Source organism: Streptomyces sp. NPDC027962, assembly GCF_055566095.1.
The window spans coordinates 141,701-160,515 of the sequence record NZ_JBVHTA010000006.1 but is presented as its reverse complement, the minus strand read 5'-3'; the positions used below and the strand labels follow the sequence as shown (position 1 = coordinate 160,515).

General features: G+C 71.8%; 15 protein-coding genes. 12 read left to right on the top strand and 3 right to left on the bottom strand.

The window, feature by feature from the left end; genetic code table 11:
* Positions 1-130 precede the first annotated feature (130 nt).
* The 4 genes from ACZ4SA_RS08190 to ACZ4SA_RS08175 all read left to right on the top strand — a co-directional run bounded on the left by ACZ4SA_RS08190 (position 131) and on the right by ACZ4SA_RS08175 (position 5,984).
* Positions 131-925, top strand: a complete 795-nt coding sequence (locus ACZ4SA_RS08190) for a hypothetical protein (protein WP_468271080.1) — start codon at positions 131-133, stop codon at positions 923-925.
* Positions 926-1,138: 213 nt separating this feature from the next.
* Positions 1,139-1,984 carry a DegV family protein gene (locus tag ACZ4SA_RS08185; protein ID WP_468271078.1) on the top strand — a complete coding sequence of 282 codons (846 nt, stop codon included), beginning with the start codon at positions 1,139-1,141 and terminating at the stop codon, positions 1,982-1,984.
* A gap of 578 nt (positions 1,985-2,562) precedes the next feature.
* Positions 2,563-3,426, top strand: a complete 864-nt coding sequence (locus ACZ4SA_RS08180; protein WP_468271076.1) for a ComEA family DNA-binding protein — start codon at positions 2,563-2,565, stop codon at positions 3,424-3,426.
* Positions 3,423-5,984: a ComEC/Rec2 family competence protein gene (locus ACZ4SA_RS08175; RefSeq protein ID WP_468271074.1), complete on the top strand. Its 2,562-nt coding sequence runs from the start codon at positions 3,423-3,425 to the stop codon at positions 5,982-5,984. Before ACZ4SA_RS08180 ends, ACZ4SA_RS08175 begins: the two co-directional genes overlap by 4 nt.
* 56 nt (positions 5,985-6,040) lie before the next feature.
* Here ACZ4SA_RS08175 and ACZ4SA_RS08170 read toward each other — a convergent pair whose 3' ends face one another.
* A complete protein-coding gene (locus tag ACZ4SA_RS08170; protein ID WP_468271072.1) occupies positions 6,041-6,499 on the bottom strand; it encodes a pyridoxamine 5'-phosphate oxidase family protein in 459 nt (152 codons plus the stop codon).
* Positions 6,500-6,624: 125 nt separating this feature from the next.
* Between ACZ4SA_RS08170 and ACZ4SA_RS08165 the strand changes: the two genes are divergently transcribed.
* From ACZ4SA_RS08165 to holA, 3 genes are all read left to right on the top strand, one after another.
* The gene (locus tag ACZ4SA_RS08165; protein ID WP_468271071.1) at positions 6,625-7,419 is read left to right on the top strand and encodes an arylamine N-acetyltransferase family protein; all 795 of its coding nucleotides are present in this window, start codon (positions 6,625-6,627) and stop codon (positions 7,417-7,419) included.
* Positions 7,420-7,467: 48 nt separating this feature from the next.
* Positions 7,468-7,713, top strand: coding sequence for a hypothetical protein (locus tag ACZ4SA_RS08160; RefSeq protein ID WP_468271069.1), 246 nt, complete (start codon positions 7,468-7,470; stop codon positions 7,711-7,713).
* A gap of 110 nt (positions 7,714-7,823) precedes the next feature.
* On the top strand, positions 7,824-8,810 hold the full coding sequence (holA, locus tag ACZ4SA_RS08155) for a DNA polymerase III subunit delta (protein WP_468271067.1): 987 nt from the start codon (positions 7,824-7,826) through the stop codon (positions 8,808-8,810).
* Positions 8,811-9,185: 375 nt separating this feature from the next.
* On the opposite strand, the gene rpsT is transcribed toward holA, so the two are convergent.
* Complete coding sequence (gene rpsT, locus ACZ4SA_RS08150; protein WP_356629763.1) at positions 9,186-9,452, bottom strand: 30S ribosomal protein S20; 267 nt, start codon at positions 9,450-9,452, stop codon at positions 9,186-9,188.
* 253 nt (positions 9,453-9,705) lie between these two features.
* Here rpsT and lepA point away from each other — a divergent pair, with 253 nt between their 5' ends.
* The 5 genes from lepA to ACZ4SA_RS08125 all read left to right on the top strand — a co-directional run bounded on the left by lepA (position 9,706) and on the right by ACZ4SA_RS08125 (position 18,005).
* A complete protein-coding gene (gene lepA / locus ACZ4SA_RS08145; protein ID WP_468271066.1) occupies positions 9,706-11,571 on the top strand; it encodes a translation elongation factor 4 in 1,866 nt (621 codons plus the stop codon).
* A gap of 312 nt (positions 11,572-11,883) precedes the next feature.
* The gene (locus ACZ4SA_RS08140; protein ID WP_468271064.1) at positions 11,884-13,773 is read left to right on the top strand and encodes an AMP-dependent synthetase/ligase; all 1,890 of its coding nucleotides are present in this window, start codon (positions 11,884-11,886) and stop codon (positions 13,771-13,773) included.
* 234 nt (positions 13,774-14,007) lie between these two features.
* Entirely contained in the window at positions 14,008-16,080 is a 2,073-nt protein-coding gene (locus ACZ4SA_RS08135; protein WP_468271063.1) for a SpoIIE family protein phosphatase, read from the top strand.
* A 19-nt stretch (positions 16,081-16,099) separates the two neighbouring features.
* Complete coding sequence (gene hemW / locus ACZ4SA_RS08130; RefSeq protein ID WP_468271061.1) at positions 16,100-17,332, top strand: radical SAM family heme chaperone HemW; 1,233 nt, start codon at positions 16,100-16,102, stop codon at positions 17,330-17,332.
* A 100-nt stretch (positions 17,333-17,432) separates the two neighbouring features.
* On the top strand, positions 17,433-18,005 hold the full coding sequence (locus ACZ4SA_RS08125; RefSeq protein ID WP_468271059.1) for a Uma2 family endonuclease: 573 nt from the start codon (positions 17,433-17,435) through the stop codon (positions 18,003-18,005).
* Here ACZ4SA_RS08125 and ACZ4SA_RS08120 read toward each other — a convergent pair.
* Positions 17,989-18,795: a DUF3097 domain-containing protein gene (locus ACZ4SA_RS08120; RefSeq protein WP_468271057.1), complete on the bottom strand. Its 807-nt coding sequence runs from the start codon at positions 18,793-18,795 to the stop codon at positions 17,989-17,991. The two genes, ACZ4SA_RS08125 and ACZ4SA_RS08120, sit on opposite strands and share 17 nt — an antisense overlap.
* Positions 18,796-18,815: the final 20 nt, after the last annotated feature.

Sequence of the window (18,815 nt, the reverse complement as noted above, 5' to 3'; positions counted from 1 at the left end):
TCGCGAGGACAAGCCGGGCGTGGCGCCGGTGGGGCTTTCCCCTACGGGCAGGTTGGGGGTTCCGATGGAACCTACGGCCTGCCCGTTCCGTTTACCGTGGAAGGAACACAACCGACGCCGGAGGGCGCACATGGAAGCCGCGATCATGATCCTGGCGCTGCTCTTCTTCGCCTTCGTGGCGCTGGGGGTGTACGTGGGCGTGAAGGCCGTGCGCGCCACCAAGCGCGGCGTCGAGCGCACCGTCAGCCAGGCGCGACGCACCGTCGAGGACACCGCGCTGCGTGCGAAGAGCTACGGGCAGATGGGCGTGAGCGGCGAGCTGGCGCAGCTGCGGCTGAAGCTGCGCACGTCCATGAGGGCCACCCAGGAAGCGTTGAACGCAGGCGCGGCGGAGGACGCCTCGCTGTCCGAGTCGCTCGCCCTGTTCCGGCGGCTCAGCGCACATGGGCACGAGCTGGACGACGAGCTCAGGAGACTGGAGCGCGAGCCCGACCGGTCCACGGTCGCCGCGCTGATGCCCGGCCTGCGTGAGCGTACGGAGCGCATCACGCACTCCGCGGAATCGCTCCGCTGGGCGGCGCGCGACCGCGCGCAGAAGTTCGCAGAGGACGATCTGGACGTGCTGAGCGCCCAGATCGACATGGAGGCGGGAGCGCTGCGGCACTGGTCGGCGACGGACGAGGCCGGCGGCGTGACGGAGCCGAAGTCCGCGACGGACGAGGCCGGCGTGGCTGAGCCGAAGCCGTGGCCCGCAGCGCCGAAGCCGGAGCGCTCGGAAGAGCACCCGCGGGGTGCGGGTGCCCAGACATGGCCGGAGGCGGAGGGCGAGTCGCCCGGTCGTCCGCAGGCGATCACCGCTCGGGATCCGCGGCAGGAGACCGCCTACCCCTGGCAGAAGACGGCCCGGCCGGAGACCTCCAACTGACGCCTGTGGCCGCGGCCGTGGCCCTTGCGGCGCGCTGCCGCCCTCGACCGTCCTGACCGCCTGCCCGGCCCGGTACACAGCTCCCATGAGGATGTCCGCATAGCGCGGGGCTCGTGCTCGGATGGTGTGCAAGGGCTGTCCGTGTGGCGTTCGTACGGTGTCCGGACAGGGTCGGGCTGCCGACCGGGGGCAGCTGCGGGTAACCTCCCGCTCATGTCCCGCCATGTCGCGATCGTCACCGATTCAACGGCCTACCTGCCGCCACTGATGATGGAGCGGCACGGCATCACCGCGGTGCCGTTGACCGTCGTACTCGGCGACCAGGCGCTGGAGGAGGGCACCGAGATCTCGGCCCGCTCGCTCGCGGCAGCCCTGCAGAAGCGACGCTCCGTGACGACGTCCCGGCCAAGCCCCGAGATGTTCACGCAGGCCTACCGCGCCGCCGCGGAAGCCGGCGCGACCGGGATCGTCTCGCTGCACCTGTCGGCGGAGCTCTCGGGTACGTACGACGCCGCACTGCTGGCAGCCAAGGACGCACCCGTACCGGTTCGCGTCGTCGACACCGGAATGATCGCCATGGCGCTCGGATTCTGCGCGCTCGCGGCCGCCGAGGTGTCGGAGGCGGGCGGATCCCTCGACGAGGCGGTGGCCGCGGCGGAGAAACGAGCAGAGGGCACTTCCGCGTACTTCTACGTCGACACCCTCGACTACCTGCGCCGCGGGGGCAGGATCGGCGCCGCGCAGGCGCTGCTCGGCTCGGCGCTCGCCGTCAAACCACTGCTCCAGCTGGACGGCGGCCGCATCGACATGCTGGAGCGCGTGCGTACGGCGTCGAAGGCCATCGCACGGCTCGAGGAGATCGCCGCCGAACGGGCCGGCAGCGCGCCGGTGGACATCGCCGTTCACCACTTGGCGGCGCCGGAGCGGGCCGCGGCACTGGCCGACCGGCTGCGGGAGCGGGTGCCGGGGCTGGCAGACCTGCACGTCAGTGAGGTGGGCGCGGTGATCGGGGCGCACACGGGACCGGGGCTGCTGGGTGTAGTGATCTCGCCGCGTTGAGGCGTCGGCCTGCCGTCCAACGCCATCTGGATGCCGGCCGTCACCGGGATGTCGGCCGTCACCTGCAGGTCCGTGGTCACCTGAACGTGTGATCGAGATATCCACAACTAGTGGGTTTTCCACTGAATTTGGCTGTGCTCAGCAGGTTCGGGCGGTTGTGCCTACCGTCCTGTGACATGGCTCTTCGATCACGTTCCGCAACCAGTGGCCCGGGCCGCGCCCCGGCCTCCGACAGCCGCGCACGCCAGGCCCGCGGCCCCGTCGATGCCCTCGGGCAGGGGGTGCACGGCGGCGATGGCGCCCACGGCGGTGACGGTGGTGTCCGACGTCTGCGTGGCGGTCGCGCGTCGCCCACGGCGCAGGCCATGGCGCTGCGCCGACGGGCGGACGCTCTGTTCGGGGCGGCGGTACCGCGCGGTGCGGGTGGGCGGGCCGCGGTTTCGACGTACGCGCCTGGCGACGCCTCTCTGCGCCCCGCACGTCCGGTCCGCCGGGCCCGCTCGGCGGCAGGCGTGCGGCGGAGCTGCGCGGGTACCGGGCCCGGTCGTGGCGGGCCGCCGGGCCGGGCGCGAGCCGACGTGCCGGACAGGCCGGCGGAACCGCCTGCCAGGCCGCCCGCACCGGCGGTGGTGCGAGGCGCCGAACGGGGCAGGGCGGACGCCGGGGCGGGTGCCGAGCTGCCCGGCGCCAGGCCGGGGGCGTTCGGTGGTGGAGGGCGGCCGCGCTTCTGGTTCGCGCTCCGGGACCGGCTACCGGTGTGGGTGCAGCTGCGATGCGGTCTCGAGCCGAAAGCGCTGGCCGCTCTGGCCGTGATCCTCGTGCTGGGGGCGGGCTTCGCGGCACAGCACTTCTGGGTGGGCCGACCGCAGTCCGTGAGTGCTCCTGCGCTGGTCCAGCAGGGCTCGGCCCGGGCCGGGTCAGCGCCCGTCGCCGCTTCCGGCTCCGAGACCTCGGCTGTAGAGCCGGAGCTGGCGCCGTCGCCGGGTCCGCCGCCTGCCGACGCCCGGCAGGCGGCCCGCATCGTCGTCGACGTGAGCGGCAAGGTACGGAGTCCGGGAGTGCTCAAGCTGCCCGCAGGGTCGAGGGTCGCCGACGCGATCGAGGCGGCCGGAGGCGTCAAGCCCGGCACGGACGTCACCGGCCTCAACCGGGCGCGGGTCCTGGCTGACGGCGAGCAGGTCGTGGTGGGCGGTCCCGCGCCGCCCGCGCCGAGCGGCGTCGGGGCAGGGGCGGGGGCGGGTCTCCCGGTGGGGCCGATCAGCCTCAACTCGGCCACTGCGGAGCAGCTCGAGACGCTGCCCGGAGTCGGACCGGTGCTGGCCCAGCACATCATCGGCCACCGCACGCAGAGCGGGGGCTTTCGGTCGGTCGACGAGCTCCGTGACGTCAACGGGATCGGCGACCGCCGGTTCGAGGACCTGCGGAATCTGGTTCGGCCATGACCCGTGTGACGGTACACGCCGAATCGGGAAGCAGGCTCGGCGCGGCCGACCCGCGTCAGGAGGGACCGGCCGACCTTCGCCTGGTGCTGCCCGCGCTGGCGGCTTGGGCGGCGTCCGCTCTCGCTCTCGGGGCGCCGGGTGGGTGGACGGCCGCGGGTGTGGTCGCCTGCCTGGTGGCGACCGGGCTGCTGCCGCTGTGGGCGGCAGGGCGGAGGCTTCGGGTGCGTGGGGTCATGGCAACCCCGGCGGGCAGAACGACGGCAGACGGGGGCAGTTCGGCGCGAGTCGCCGCCGGCGACAGGTGGTGGCGGCTCAACGCCACCTCCGTCGCCGCGGTGTTGCTGTGCGCCGCCGCGGGCGCGGCCTCCGCCGGGCTGCACGGGGCGGATCTCAGCCGTGGCCCGCTCCCCGCCCTGGCCGACCGACACGCTCGCGTAACGGTCGAGTTGACGGTCACGTCCGACCCGAGGCCCACCCGCTCCAGGGTGGTCGGTGACCGGATAGCTCCGGCAGCGCTCGTCTTGAAGGCCGAGGCAACACGGGTCATCGCCCCCGGCGGAGCCGTAACCGCGACCCGTACCCCCGTGCTGGTGATCGTGTCCACAGGCGAGGCCGACGCGAGCTGGCAGCGGCTTCTGCCGTCCACCCGGCTGAGGGTCGGCGGACGGCTCGCGCCCCCACTTCGCCCCGATGACCCGTTCGCGGCCGTGCTGCGTGCCGACAGCGGCCCACCGTCGATCACCCGCTCCCCGAGCGCACTGCAGCGCAGGGCCGGTGCACTGCGGGCAGGGCTGCGCGAGGCCACGGACGGCCTGTCGCCGGACGCCCGGGCCCTGCTCCCGGGGCTGGTCGTCGGGGACACCTCACGCATTCCGGGCGACTTGCAGGACGCCTTCGAGGCGACCGACCTGACGCATCTGCTCGCCGTCTCCGGAAGCAACCTCACCATCGTGCTGGTTCTGCTGATCGGACCGCCCGGCCGGGCACTGCTGGCCGAACGGCGTGGCCTGGCACCCCGTTTGGGCATCACCCTGCGCGGGTCCGCGCTGCTCGGCGGCGTGCTCACGCTCGCCTTCGTGGTGGTCTGCCGACCCGAACCGAGCGTTCTGCGGGCGGCGGCGTGCGGGCTCATCACCCTGCTCGCCATCGGCACCGGCCGACGGAGGTCGCTCGTCCCGGCGCTGGCCGCCGCGGTCCTGCTGCTCCTCCTGTACGACCCGTGGCTGGCGCGGAGTTACGGCTTTCTGCTCTCCGTCCTCGCCACCGGGGCGCTGCTCACGATCGGCCCCCGTTGGAGCGAGGCGCTCCAGCGGCGAAGGGTGCCGCCCCGGCTGGCCGAGGCGCTGGCGGCCACCGCCGCGGCACAGGCCGTGTGCGCTCCCGTGGTGGCCGTGTTCGCCGCCAGGGTCAGCCTGGTCGCGATCCCCTGCAACCTCGCGGCCGAGCTGGCCGTGGCTCCGGCGACGATCCTCGGCTTCGCGGCGCTGGCCACAGCCCCCGCCGCCATACCGGTCGCCGAGCTACTGGCGCGCTGCGCCGGCTGGCCTGCCGGCTGGATCTCCTCCGTGGCCCGGGCGGGAGCGGCGCTGCCGGGCGCCCAGATCGACTGGCCGGGCGGCTGGCACGGCGGGCTGCTGCTCCTGGCGCTCACTGCCGGATTGCTGCTCATGGTCCGCCGGCTGACGCGACATCCCTGGGCGGCCGCGTTCTGCGCGCTGCTGCTCGTGCTGGCCGTGGTCCGTCCCGCCCCGCTGAGCAGGAGCCTGACCGGCTGGCCGCCTCCTGGCTGGGCGCTGGTGATGTGCGACGTGGGTCAGGGAGACGCCATGGTGCTCGCAGCCGGTGACGGTGCCGCGGTGGTTGTGGACGCTGGGCCCGATCCGCGCCTCGCCGACCGGTGCCTGAGCGAGTTGGGTGTCACGGAGGTGCCGCTGGTTCTGGTGACCCACTTCCACGCCGACCACGTCGCCGGCCTCGCCGGAGTGCTGCGCGGCAGGGCGGTGGGGGCGATCCAGACCACGGCGTTCGAAGAGCCCCGCCAACAGGTGGCGTTCGTACGGCGCACAGCGGCAGCGGCCGGGCTACCGATGATCCACGCGATACCGGGGGAGCGGCGTCGGGCCGGGCGGCTCTCCTGGCAGGTCCTGTGGCCCGACATGTCCCGGGGCGCGGCACCCGAAGGGCCGAACGATGCCAGCGTCGCGCTGCTCGTCCGGGCGGCGGGCGGTCTGTCACTGCTGCTGCTCGGAGATCTCGAACCTCCGTCCCAGCGCGGGCTGATACGGGCCCATCCGGCGCTTCCCCCGGTCGACGTGCTCAAGGTCGCCCACCACGGCTCGGCGTACCAGCATCCTTCGCTGCTGGCGGGGGCCCGCCCCCGGCTCGCCCTGATCTCCTGCGGCAGGGACAACCCGTACGGTCACCCGGCCCCCCGTACGGTCGGTGCGCTGCGGGCACGGGGAGCGCTGGTGCTGCGCACCGACCGGGACGGTGCCATCGCGGTCACGGGTGCGGGTGCACAGCTGCGAGCTGTGGCGCGCGGTGCCGCGGGCGGGTGAGGGGGCCCGCTGCCCGTGAGGACGTGCGGTGTGCGGGTGACGTGCCGCGTGGGGGGTCAGTCGTCCAGCCAGCGGCCGTCGCGCATGATCAGCCGGTCCTTCAGCTCGTTCTCCTCGCGCCAGGCCTTCACCACAAGGGGGGTGATACGCAGATAGACCCAGGTCGGCCGGTCCCGGGGATCCCAGCTCAGTTTCGCGGCGAAGGCGTCGGCGGACTCCTTGCCCAGTGCAGAGCCCTCGACGACCTCGGCCGGGCCCTCGACATGGACCACGTCACGGGTGTGGCCCAGGGTGACCGCTGCCTCGCCTCGCGGTGTCATGTTGAGCGCGGTCGGGTTGGTGCGCCGGGTGCACATCAGCAGGGTGTCGCGGTCCCAGACGAACGACAGGGGCATCAGGCACGCTCGCCCGTCCGGCGACGCCGTGGCGACCCAGGCATCGTCGTCGTTCGTGAGCCGGTCGAGGGTGTCCTGTCTGCGCTGTTCCCGGCTGCGTGCCGGTTCCCGAGCCGTCATGCCCGGCACGCTACGGGGTGCCCGGGCACCGCCGCCTCGGGCCTGGGGAGGAGGGGGCCTCGGCCGCCCGGCCCAGGACCAAGGAACACGTGGCCGGCGGCTCGACGGCGCAGGAGACTGACGGCATGAACCTTCCTGTGCAGAGCGTCGACGCCTACCTCGCCCGGATCAACGGTGTACGACCCCGGAGGGCGGACGCCGCGGCGCTTCGTGAGCTGCAGCTGAGGCATCTGCTGACGGTGCCGTTCGAGAATCTGTCGATCCACCTCGGCGAGCCGCTGGTTCTGGAGGACCGTCCACTGCTCGACAAGATCGTCGGTGCCCGGCGCGGCGGCTTCTGCTACGAACTCAACGGAGCCTTCGCGGCGTTGCTGCGGGGGCTCGGCTACCGCGTGACGCTGCTCCAGGCCCGGGTGTTCGGTGACGGGGGCCGGCTGGGCATCCCGTACGACCACCTCGCGCTGCGCGTGGAGACCGAGGACGGTGCAGGACCCTGGCTGGCCGATGTCGGGTTCGGCGACCACAGCCACCATCCCCTCCTCCTCGGGGAGCGCGGCGAGCAGGCCGACCCGGCGGGGACGTTCCGTATCGCCGAGGCGCCCGAGGGAGACCTCGACGTGTTCCGGGACGGCAAGCCGCAGTTCCGTGTCGACACCAGGCCGCGTGAGCTGGTCGACTTCGAGGCGGGCGCATGGTGGCACCGCACTTCGCCCGCCTCGCACTTCACGCAGTCGCTGGTGTGCTCCCTGCTCACCGAGGAGGGCCGGATCACCCTCACCGGCCGCAAGCTCGTCACCACCGTGCGCGGCGAGCGGCAGGAGCGGCCGCTCGGCAGCGACGACGAGGTGCTCGCTGCCTATCGGAAGCACTTCGGTCTGGAGCTGGACCGGGTACCGGAGGTGCGGCGGACGCAGTCCTGATGCCGGGCGCGACGACGAGGTCGCCTTGGCGACCGGCACAATATGGCGGTGAGTGATGTGAGACATGTGCTGGTGCTGCCCGACCGCGATGCCGCGCAGGAGGTGGCCGAGACGATCGGCGACCGCTTTGCCGTGGCCGAGGAGCCCCAGTTGGTGCGGGACGCCCTTGCCGGTGAGGACGACGCCGAGGACGCGCAGTGGCTGGTCGTCGTCGAGGACCCGGAGGGAAGACTGGACGGTGCCGCGCTCGACGAGTTCGTCGCGGACTGGGACGGATGGCGCGAGGCGCACTGACGACGCCTGGAGCAGGCGGGGACGGGCGCAGTAGTACCGGGGCGGGCAGCAGGAGCGGCGACAGGCACAGCATCAGGGGCTGTCGGTGGCCCGTGGGATGCTGGAGCGCGATGGCCAGCAACAGGAATTCCACCGACGATCCACTCGCCCCCGTCACCCTCGCGGTGGGCCAGGAGGACCTGCTTCTCGATCGTGCCGTTCAGCAGGTCGTCGCCGCGGCGCGCGCCGCTGACGCCGACACCGACGTGCGGGATCTCTCCGCCGACCAGCTCCAGCCCGGCACTCTCGCCGAGCTGACCAGCCCGTCGCTCTTCGCCGAGCGCAAGGTCGTGATCGTGCGCAATGCGCAGGACCTCTCCACCGACACGATCAAGGACGTCAAGGGGTATCTCGACTCCCCCGCCGAGGAGATCACTCTGGTGCTGGTGCACCCGGGTGGCGCCAAGGGCAAGGGACTGCTGGACGCGGCCCGCAAGTCAGGGGCCCGCGAGGTCGCCTGCCCCAAGACGACCAAGCCGGCGGAGCGGCTCACGTTCGTACGGTCCGAGTTCCGTGCGCTGGGCAGGTCCGCGACGCCCGAGGCGTGCCAGGCGCTGGTCGACTCCATCGGCAGTGATCTGCGGGAGCTGGCGTCGGCGGTGTCCCAGCTGAGCGCGGACGTCGAGGGCACCATCGACGAGGCCGTCGTCGGCCGCTACTACACAGGTCGTGCCGAGGCCTCCAGTTTCAACGTCGCCGACCGGGCGGTGGAGGGCCGGGCTGCCGAGGCGCTGGAGGCGCTGCGCTGGTCCCTGTCGACGGGCGTCGCGCCCGTGCTGATCACCAGCGCGCTGGCCCAGGGCGTACGGGCGATCGGCAAGCTGTCCTCCGCGCGCGGCGGCCGGCCCGCCGACCTGGCCCGTGAGCTGGGCATGCCGCCGTGGAAGATCGACCGGGTGCGTCAGCAGATGCGCGGCTGGACCCCCCACGGGGTCGCCGTCGCCCTGCGGGCCGTGGCCGAGGCGGACGCGGGCGTCAAAGGCGGCGGCGACGACGCGGAGTACGCGTTGGAGAAGGCGGTCGTGACGATCGCGAGGGCGGCGCGGTCGCGCCGCTAGAAGCCCCGCCCTGCTCCCACCGCCCGGCCCTCGTCCCCTGCGCCGGCCCCTGCGCCGGCCCCTGCGCCGGCCCCTGCTCCCACCGCCCGGCCCTCGTCCCCTGCGCCGGCCCCTGCTCCCACCGCCCGGCCCTCATCCCCCGCGCCGGCCCCTGCTCCCACCGCCCGGCCCTCATCCCCCGCGCCGGCGCGACCGCCGGGTACGACGAAGGCCCCGGCCCGTGTCCTGGGGAAGGACAACGGCCCGGGGCCTTCGCTTCAAGCTCGGTGCGCCGCACCCGCGTGGCGAACGCAGGCCGCGTGCGGCGCGGAAGGTGCCGGTCAGGAGCGGATGAGAGGGCCCGCTGAGTCCGTCCCGGCGATCACATCAGTGAGCTCAGCCCTGCAGGGAGCCGACCTTGGCAGCCAGCGCCGACTTCTTGTTGGCGGCGGCGTTCTTGTGGATGACACCCTTGGAGACAGCCTTGTCGAGCTGACGGGAAGCGTCGCGGACGGCCACGTTGGCCTTCTCGACGTCACCCGCGGCGACGGCCTCACGGGCCTTGCGGATCGCGGTCTTGAGCGACGACTTGACGGCCTTGTTGCGCAGGCGCGCCTTCTCGTTGGTCTTGTTCCGCTTGATCTGGGACTTGATGTTCGCCACGAAAGAGCCTTTTCAGGTTCGATGATTCTTTGAGGTTGCGTCCCGGCCCCCGTGACCCTGCGGGCTCGGGAGCCCCCGGGAGAGGGCATGAGACACAGCTGCTCAGGCTACCAGTCGCCCCGCGGGCGGCCCAAACCGGGCTCAGTCCCGCAACCGTGGGACCATGGAGCCTACGTATCGATCCGACATCGCCCCGAGCCGAGCCCGAGCCGAGCTCACCGACCCGGCGTCTGCCAAAGAATCAGGACCCTGCGTGCCCGCGACTCCTACCAACGTGCCCGAGCCGAGCCGTACCGACCCGGCTCTGATCCGCAACTTCTGCATCATCGCGCACATCGACCACGGCAAGTCGACCCTCGCCGACCGGATGCTCCAGCTGACCGGCGTGGTCGAGCAGCGGCAGATGCGCGCTCAGTATCTCGACCGGATGGACATCGAGCGCGAGCGTGGCATCACGATCAAGTCCCAGGCGGTCCGTCTGCCCTGGGCGCCCACAGAGGGCGAGGACGAGGGGAAGACCCACATCCTCAACATGATCGACACCCCCGGGCACGTCGACTTCACGTACGAGGTGTCCCGGTCCCTGGCCGCCTGTGAGGGCACGATCCTGCTCGTCGATGCCGCTCAGGGCATCGAGGCCCAGACCCTCGCCAATCTGTACCTGGCGATGGAGAACGACCTCGCGATCGTCCCGGTCCTCAACAAGATCGACCTGCCGGCCGCCCAGCCGGAGAAGTTCGCCGAGGAGCTGGCCAACCTGGTCGGCTGCGACCCGGACGACGTGCTCAGGGTGTCCGCCAAGACCGGGCTCGGTGTGGAGGCGCTGCTCGACCGCGTCGTCCGTGAGGTTCCCCCTCCGGTCGGCGTCGCCGACGCCCCCGCCCGCGCGATGATCTTCGACTCGGTCTACGACTCCTACCGTGGTGTCGTGACGTATGTGCGTGTGATCGACGGCCAGCTCAACAAGCGTGAGCGCATCCGGATGATGTCCACCGGCGCCACGCACGAGCTGCTCGAGATCGGCACCAACTCGCCCGAGATGCTTCCGGCCGACGGTCTCGGCGTCGGCGAGGTGGGCTACCTCATCACCGGTGTGAAGGATGTCCGCCAGTCCAAGGTCGGTGACACGATCACCAGCCTGCACAAGGGCGCCACCGAGGCGCTCGGCGGCTACAAGGACCCGAAGCCGATGGTGTTCTCGGGCCTCTATCCGCTGGACGGTTCCGACTATCCGGAGCTGCGCGACGCCCTGGACAAGCTCCAGCTCAACGACGCCGCCCTGGTCTACGAGCCGGAGACGTCCGCGGCTCTCGGCTTCGGCTTCCGTGTCGGCTTCCTCGGCCTGCTGCACCTGGACGTGATCCGCGAGCGGCTCGAGCGTGAGTTCGGTCTCGACCTGATCGCCACGGCCCCCAATGTGGTCTACCGCGTGACCATGGAGGACGGTACCGAGCACACGGTCACCAACCCGAGCGAGTTCCCCGAGGGCAAGATCAACGACGTGCACGAGCCTGTCGTGCGGGCCACGATCCTCGCGCCCAGCGAGTTCATCGGCTCGATCATGGAGCTCTGCCAGACCCGCCGCGGCACCCTCCTCGGCATGGACTATCTCTCCGAGGACCGGGTCGAGATCCGCTACACCCTGCCCCTCGCGGAGATCGTCTTCGACTTCTTCGACCAGCTGAAGTCCAAGACGCGCGGCTACGCCTCCCTCGACTACGAGCCCACCGGCGAGCAGGCCTCCAGCCTCGTCAAGGTCGACATCCTGCTCCACGGCGACAAGGTGGACGCCTTCTCGGCGATCACCCACAAGGACGCCGCGTACGCCTACGGTGTGCGTCTCGTCGCCAAGCTGCGCGAGCTCATCCCACGGCAGGCGTTCGAGGTGCCCATCCAGGCGGCCATCGGCTCCCGGGTCATCGCCCGCGAGACCATCCGCGCCATCCGCAAGGACGTCCTCGCCAAGTGCTACGGCGGTGACATCTCCCGCAAGCGGAAGCTGCTGGAGAAGCAGAAGGAAGGCAAGAAGCGGATGAAGATGGTCGGCTCCGTGGAGGTCCCGCAGGAGGCCTTCATCGCGGTACTGTCCAGCGACGAGGGTGGCAAGAGCAAGAAGTAGCCGGCGCGTCACCGTGCGTACCGCACCTGCCGGAGGGGAGTGTCCGGTACGCGCACCGCTCACTCCGGAAAGCGCCCGCCTGTGCCGTGACGGGCGCTTTTCGGTCTTCCGGCACCCGCCTCGGACTTAGGTGTCATATGCACCGATCCGGCGCTCCAGTGCATGGACCTGCGCTCCGTTCGTTATGAAGCGGCAGCCCGAAGGCCCTTACGCCCCAGTCGAACGCGCTCTACCCTGATCACGGCTCGATGGTTACTCGCCAGTTAAACAACCAGCCAGTCGTGCAGTGCTGCCGCAGGCCCGGAGGACGTCGTGAGTGAAACCCAGACCCAGATCGAGAATCGGCCACCTTCGGTGGCCACCCTCTTCGCCGAGCGCGTGGCGGCCACGCCGAACGGCGAGGCCTACCGCTACCCGGTGCCCCGGGCCTCGGGCACGGGGCCGGACGACTGGAAATCGCTGACCTGGGGGCAGGCCGCCGAGCGGGTCTACGCCGTCGCGGCCGGACTGATCGACCTCGGGGTGAACCCCGAGGAGCGGGTCGCGCTCGCGTCCTCCACCCGGGTCGAGTGGATCCTCGCCGACCTCGGCGTGATGTGCGCCGGCGGCGCCACGACCACGATCTACCCGTCGACCAACGCGGAGGAGTCGGCGTACATCCTCGCCGACTCCGAGAGCCGGGTGCTGATCGCCGAGGACGTGGCCCAGCTGGCCAAGGCGCGCGAGAAGCGCGGCGAACTGCCCGAGCTCAAGCATGTGGTCGTCTTCGACGCGACCGGCCTGGAGCCCGACGCGAGCGAGCCGGAGGGATGGGTCCTCACCCTCGCCGATCTCGAGGCGCGCGGTGCGAAGTATCTGAAGGCCAACCCGTCGGCCGTCGAGGAGCGGGTGGCGGCGATCACCGCCGACCAGTTGGCGACGCTGATCTACACCTCCGGCACCACCGGCCGCCCCAAGGGCGTGCGGCTGCCGCACGACAACTGGTCCTACATGGCGAAGGCAATCGCCTCGACCGGCCTGGTCACCACGGACGACGTGCAGTACCTGTGGCTGCCGCTGGCCCATGTCTTCGGCAAGGTGCTGACCTCCGGCCAGATCGAGGTCGGCCACGTCACGGCGGTCGACGGCCGGGTCGACAAGATCATCGAGAATCTGCCGGTCGTCCAGCCGACGTACATGGCGGCCGTGCCGCGCATCTTCGAGAAGGTCTACAACGGAGTCGCGGCCAAGGCGCGGGCCGGCGGCGGCGCCAAGTACAAGATCTTCCAGTGGGCGGCCGGCGTCGCGCGTGAGTACGCCAAGGTCACCCAGGACAACTTCCGCCGCACGGGCAACGCCTCGGCCCCCTTCGCCCTCAGCGCCAAGCACAAGGTCGCCGACGCGCTCGTCTACTCCAAGCTGCGCGAGGCCTTCGGCGGGCGGCTGCGCGCCGCGGTCTCCGGCTCCGCCGCGCTCGCGCCCGACATCGGCTACTTCTTCGCCGGCGCCGGCATCCACATCCTCGAGGGCTACGGCCTCACCGAGTCCAGCGCCGCCTCCTTCGTCAATCCCGGCGAGGCCTACCGCACCGGCACCGTCGGCAAGCCGGTCCCGGGCTGCGAGGTGCGCATCGCCGACGACGGCGAGATCCTGCTCCGCGGCCCCGGCATCATGCAGGGCTACCACAACCTCCCGGAGAAGACGGCCGAGGTCCTCGAGTCCGACGGCTGGTTCCACACCGGCGACATCGGCGAGCTCTCGGCCGACGGCTACCTGCGCATCACGGACCGCAAGAAGGACCTGATCAAGACCTCCGGCGGCAAGTACATCGCGCCGGCCGAGGTCGAGGGGCAGTTCAAGGCGGTGTGCCCGTTCGTCTCCAACATCCTGGTGCACGGCGCGGACCGTAACTTCTGCACCGCGCTGATCGCCCTGGACGAGCCGACGATCCTCGGCTGGGCGGAGGAGAACGGCCTGGGTGGCAAGTCCTACGCCGAGGTCGTCGCGTCCCCGCAGGCCGAGCAGCTCGTCGAGGGCTATGTGAAGCGCCTCAACGAGGGCCTGCAGCGCTGGCAGACCATCAAGAAGTTCCGCCTGCTCCCGCGTGACCTGGACATCGAGCACGGCGAGCTGACGCCCAGCCTCAAGCTCAAGCGGCCCGTCGTGGAGCGGGAGTACAAGCACCTCATCGACGAGATGTACACGGGGTCCCGCGAGGCGTAGCGGGGACCGTCAGCACGACCGGGCGGAAGCGCGGGACCGGTGCCGGACGGGTCGGGCGGGGAGAAGGCGCCCGGCCTGAACCGGAGGCCGTCCCGCCGCTTCCGCCTGCGCTTTTCAGCCCTTCCTGCCTGTTCGTTCCACCGACTTCGGTGACTCCGTGCTTATGGGCGCCCTCTGTCTGTCACTCTGTCGGTGTCATAAGCGGCGCACGCCAGCACCGACCAGGAGCCGCAGGTGGTGTCCCTTCCGATGCAGCGCGAATCCGGCAACCGATCGACTCCCGTGTGGCCGGCACGGGCCGACCCCAGGCTGGTCGCGCGGACCAGCCTGCCCGGCAACCTTCTGGCACCGGCCGCCGCGCGCCGCTTCGTGCGCGACGCGCTCGCGGACTGGACCGGTCTCGGGTTCCTGGCCGGCGACCCGTGCGCCGACCGGCTGGCCGACGACGCGGCCGTGGTCGTCAGCGAGCTCGTCACCAACGCCGTCGTGCACGCGGGTACCGCGGCGGAACTGCTCTGCCGGTTCGAGGAGTCCACGCCCGAGGAGCCCGCCGCGCTGGTGGTCGAGGTCTCCGACCATCATCCCGGCAGCCCCGTGACCAGCGGCCCGCACAGCGCCGACCAGTCCGGCACCCCCGACTACGGGCGCGGCCTGCATCTGGTCGCCGCCCTCTCCGAGCGCTGGGGCGTCACCTTCCACGCCGCCCTCAAGACCGTCTGGGCGCGCGTGCCCCTCGACGGCCGCGACGTCCGCCCCGCGGCTGCCGCCGTCCTCGCCCCGGCCGTGGGCCGGGGCACCGCGCGCGGCACGGAGGCGTACGAGCCGGGGCGCGGCGGGCGCGACGACCTGGACTGGGTGAGCCGGGGTGCGCCCGCCTTCCTCGCGGAGGCGTCCGACCTTCTCGCCGGACAGCTGGACGAGGACATGGTCGCGGCGCTGGCAGGACCGCTGCTGGTGCCGCGGCTCGTCGACCGGTGCGCGATCTGGCTCGCGGCGGGGACGGAGGGGCACGGCCGGAGTGGCGGGGGCCGCGAGGCCGGAGCGGCATCGAGACTCGTGGGCGTATGGCACAGCGACGAGTCCCGGGTGGAGACGTTGCGCGAGGCCCTGGGCAAGGAGCCGCCCGTCCTGCCCGACGCCTCCGCAGGGGGCCCGGTGCCGGTGGCCTGGCCGGAACAACCGGTGGCGTCGGACGACCCGCCGATGTCGGGGGAACCGCCCATGACTGCCCTGAGCCTTGCCGAGCTCGGGCAGCGGCAGCACCCGGACCGGCTCGTCGAGGTCCGCGAAGGAACGGCGACCGCCCTGGCCTATCCGCTCGCCGTCGCCGGCCGCCGCCTCGGGGTGCTGCTCGTCGCGCAGAACGGCCCCGAGCACGTGTGTGCCGAAGTCGCCGCGCTCGTCGAGGACTTCGCCCGGCGCGTCACCCTGGCCGTCAGCGCCGCACGCCAGTACACCCGTCAGGCCACCATCAGCCGGGTGCTCCAGCGCGGTCTGCTGCCCAGCAAAGTGGGGCAGATCCCCGGCGTCGACACGTTCCTCGTCTACGAGCCGAGCGACGACGGCGTCGCCGGAGGCGACTTCTACGACGTCTTCCCCGCCGGATCCGGCGGCCGGTGGTGTTTCATGCTCGGCGACGTCCAGGGCAGCGGCCCCGAGGCCGCGGTCGTCACCGGCCTGGCCAGGCCCTGGCTGCGGCTCCTCGCACGGGAGGGGTATGCGGTCGGCCAGGTGCTGGACCGGCTCAACGGCCTGCTGCTCGACGACGCGATGGAAGCGGCGGAAGCTGCGGCGGCCATGCTGGTCACCGGCGGGCACGGGCCGGGTCTGCCCGACGGGCAGCACTCACGGTTCCTGTCGCTGCTCTACGGAGAGGTGGTGCCCTCTCCGTACGGTGAGGGTGGCGCCCGGTGCACCCTCGCGAGCGCCGGACACCCGCTGCCCCTGCTGCTGCGCCCCGACGGCACGGTGCGCGCCCTGGCGGAGCCGCAGGTACTGCTCGGGGTCGTCGACGACGTCGCGTACCAGAGCCACACCTTCCGCCTCGAGCCCGGCGACACGCTGCTGTGCGTGACCGACGGCGTGACGGAGCGGCGCTCCGGGCCTCGGATGTTCGACGACGAGGACGGGCTGGCGGCGGTGCTCTCCGGCTGCGCCGGTCTCACGGCGCAAGGCGTCGCGGAGCGGATCAGGGGGGCGGTGCACGCGTTCGGGCCGACGCCGCCGGGAGACGATCTGGCGCTGCTGGTGCTCCAGGCAGGGGCAGGCAGGGCGAACGGGCCGGGAGCAGAACAGGTGCCCTCCTGAGTGACGGACAATGGGGGGCATGCCTTCCGTACTGCCCGACGGCGAACCCATGCCCGAGGACGGCGCACTGCCCGCGTCCGCCCTCCACGCCGCCGGAGACCGGCCTCTCGCCTTCTACCTGCACGTGCCGTACTGCGCGACGCGCTGCGGCTACTGCGACTTCAACACCTACACCGCCACCGAGCTGCGCGGCTCGGGCGGTGTGCTCGCCTCCCGCGACAACTACGCCGAGACCCTCGCCGACGAGATCCGCCTCGCCCGCAAGATCCTCGGCGACGACCCGCGTCGGGCACGGACGGTGTTCGTCGGCGGCGGCACGCCCACGCTGCTGGCCGCAGATGATCTCGTACGGATGCTGGACGTGGTCCGCCAGGAGTTCGGCCTCGCCGACGACGCGGAGATCACGACGGAGGCGAACCCGGAGTCCGTCGATCCGGCCTATCTGGCGGCTCTGCGGGAGGGCGGCTTCAACCGGATCTCGTTCGGCATGCAGAGCGCCCGGCAGCATGTGCTGAAGGTGCTCGACCGCACCCACACCCCCGGCCGGCCCGAGGCATGCGTCGGTGAGGCACGGGCTGCGGGCTTCGACCACGTGAATCTCGACCTGATCTACGGCACCCCCGGCGAGAGCGACGACGACTGGCGCGCCTCGCTGGAGGCGGCGGTGGGCGCCGGGCCGGACCATGTCTCGGCGTACGCGCTGATCGTCGAGGAGGGCACCCGGCTGGCCCGCCGGATCCGGCGCGGCGAGGTGCCGATGACCGACGACGACGTCCACGCCGACCGCTATCTGATCGCCGACGAGGTGCTCGGCTCGGCCGGCTTCGACTGGTACGAGGTCTCCAACTGGGCCACCACCGAGGCCGGCCGGTGCCTGCACAACGAGCTGTACTGGCGCGGCGCCGACTGGTGGGGCGCCGGTCCCGGGGCGCACAGCCATGTCGGTGGCGTGCGCTGGTGGAACGCCAAGCATCCCGGCGCGTACGCGGCGGCGCTGGCGGAAGGCCGCTCACCGGGCGCCGGCCGCGAGATCCTGACCGACGAGGACCGCCGTGTCGAGCGGATCCTCCTGGAGCTGCGGCTGCGGGAAGGCGTCCCGCTGGAGCTGCTGCGGGAGGCGGGCCTCGCCGCGGCGGGACGGGCGCTCGCCGACCGGCTGCTGGAGCCCGTGCCGTACGAGGAGGGCCGCGCGGTCCTCACGCTGCGGGGACGGCTGCTCGCGGACGGGGTGGTGCGGGACCTGGTGGACTGATCACCCCGGCGGGTGAATCGCTGCGGAACGGCGGTTCGCTCCCTACCCTGATTCGTAGGCTGCCGCTCAAAGACCGCGGCGGAAGTGGAGGGCCACGGAGATGACCGCTGTGGATGATCACCGGATGACCGAGTTCTTCGAGAGCCTTGAGGTTCCTGAGGGGGTCAAGATCGAACTCCTCAGGGGGGAAATCGTGATGATGGCGGGGCCGGATCTGGTCCACAACCTCATCGTGCAGTCTGTTCAGGACGCGATTCCCCGCGATCGCTGGCACCGGTTGCAGACCCAGGACATCGATCTCCTCCGAGAGGGCAGCGAGCCGCAACCCGACCTGGTCGTACTGGACCGGGACGCGGCTCCCGCATCCGGGCGGCTGCTGCCTTCCGCCATCGTCACGATGCTCGTCGAGGTGGTGTCCAAGACGAGCAAGCTCCGTGACTACGTGACCAAGCGGTCGATCTACGCTGCTGGGGGGGTGTCTACGTACCTGATCATCGATCCCTTCGCCGGCAAGTGCGTGGTGCTGACCGAACCCGGCGGCATCGGTGAGCAGGCCGACTACCGTGCGGAGCGAACCAGCAAGTTCGGGGAGCCGGTCCCCCTCGATGCCCTTGGGCTGACGCTCGACACTTCAGATTTCGGTACCCTGCCGAACGTTACGAAGGCGCCGTGACGAAGTCGATCAGCTCCTCCACCTGCCCCAGCAGTGACGGCTCCAGATCCTTGTAGCTCGTCACCCCGGACAGGATGTGCTGCCAGGCCGCGCCCGTGTTCTCCGGCCAGCCCAGCGCCCGGCAGACGCCCGTCTTCCAGTCCTGGCCCCGCGGCACCCTCGGCCATGCCGGGATGCCCACGGAGGACGGCTTCACCGCCTCCCAGACGTCGATGTACGGATGGCCCACCACCAGCACGTGCGGGCCGGTGACCGAGGCCGCGATCCGGGACTCCTTCGAGCCCTCGACGAGGTGGTCCACCAGGACGCCGAGGCGGGCGTTCGGGCCGGGGGCGAAGTCGGTGACGACCGCGGGCAGGTCGTCGATGCCCTCCAGGTACTCCACGACCACGCCCTCGATGCGCAGGTCGTCGCCCCATACCCGTTCCACCAGCTCCGCGTCGTGTCGCCCCTCCACGTAGATGCGGCCCGCACGGGCGACCCTGGCCCGGGCGCCGGGGACGGCGATGGAGCCGGAGGCCGTACGGGACGGACGACTCGGAGCCTTGGGCGCGGGGCGGACCAGGGTCACCACCTGGCCCTCCAGCAGGAAGCCGCGCGGCTCCAGCGGGAAGACCCGGTGCTTGCCGAAGCGGTCCTCGAGGGTGACCGTCCCCGCCTCGCACCGGATCACCGCGCCGCAGAAGCCTGTCGCCACCTCCTCGACGACCAGGTCGGGGTCCGCAGGGACCTCGGGGGCGGGCTTCGACCGCTTCCACGGCGGTGTGAGATCAGGGCTGTAGCTGCGCATTCGCACGACGATACGGCCGG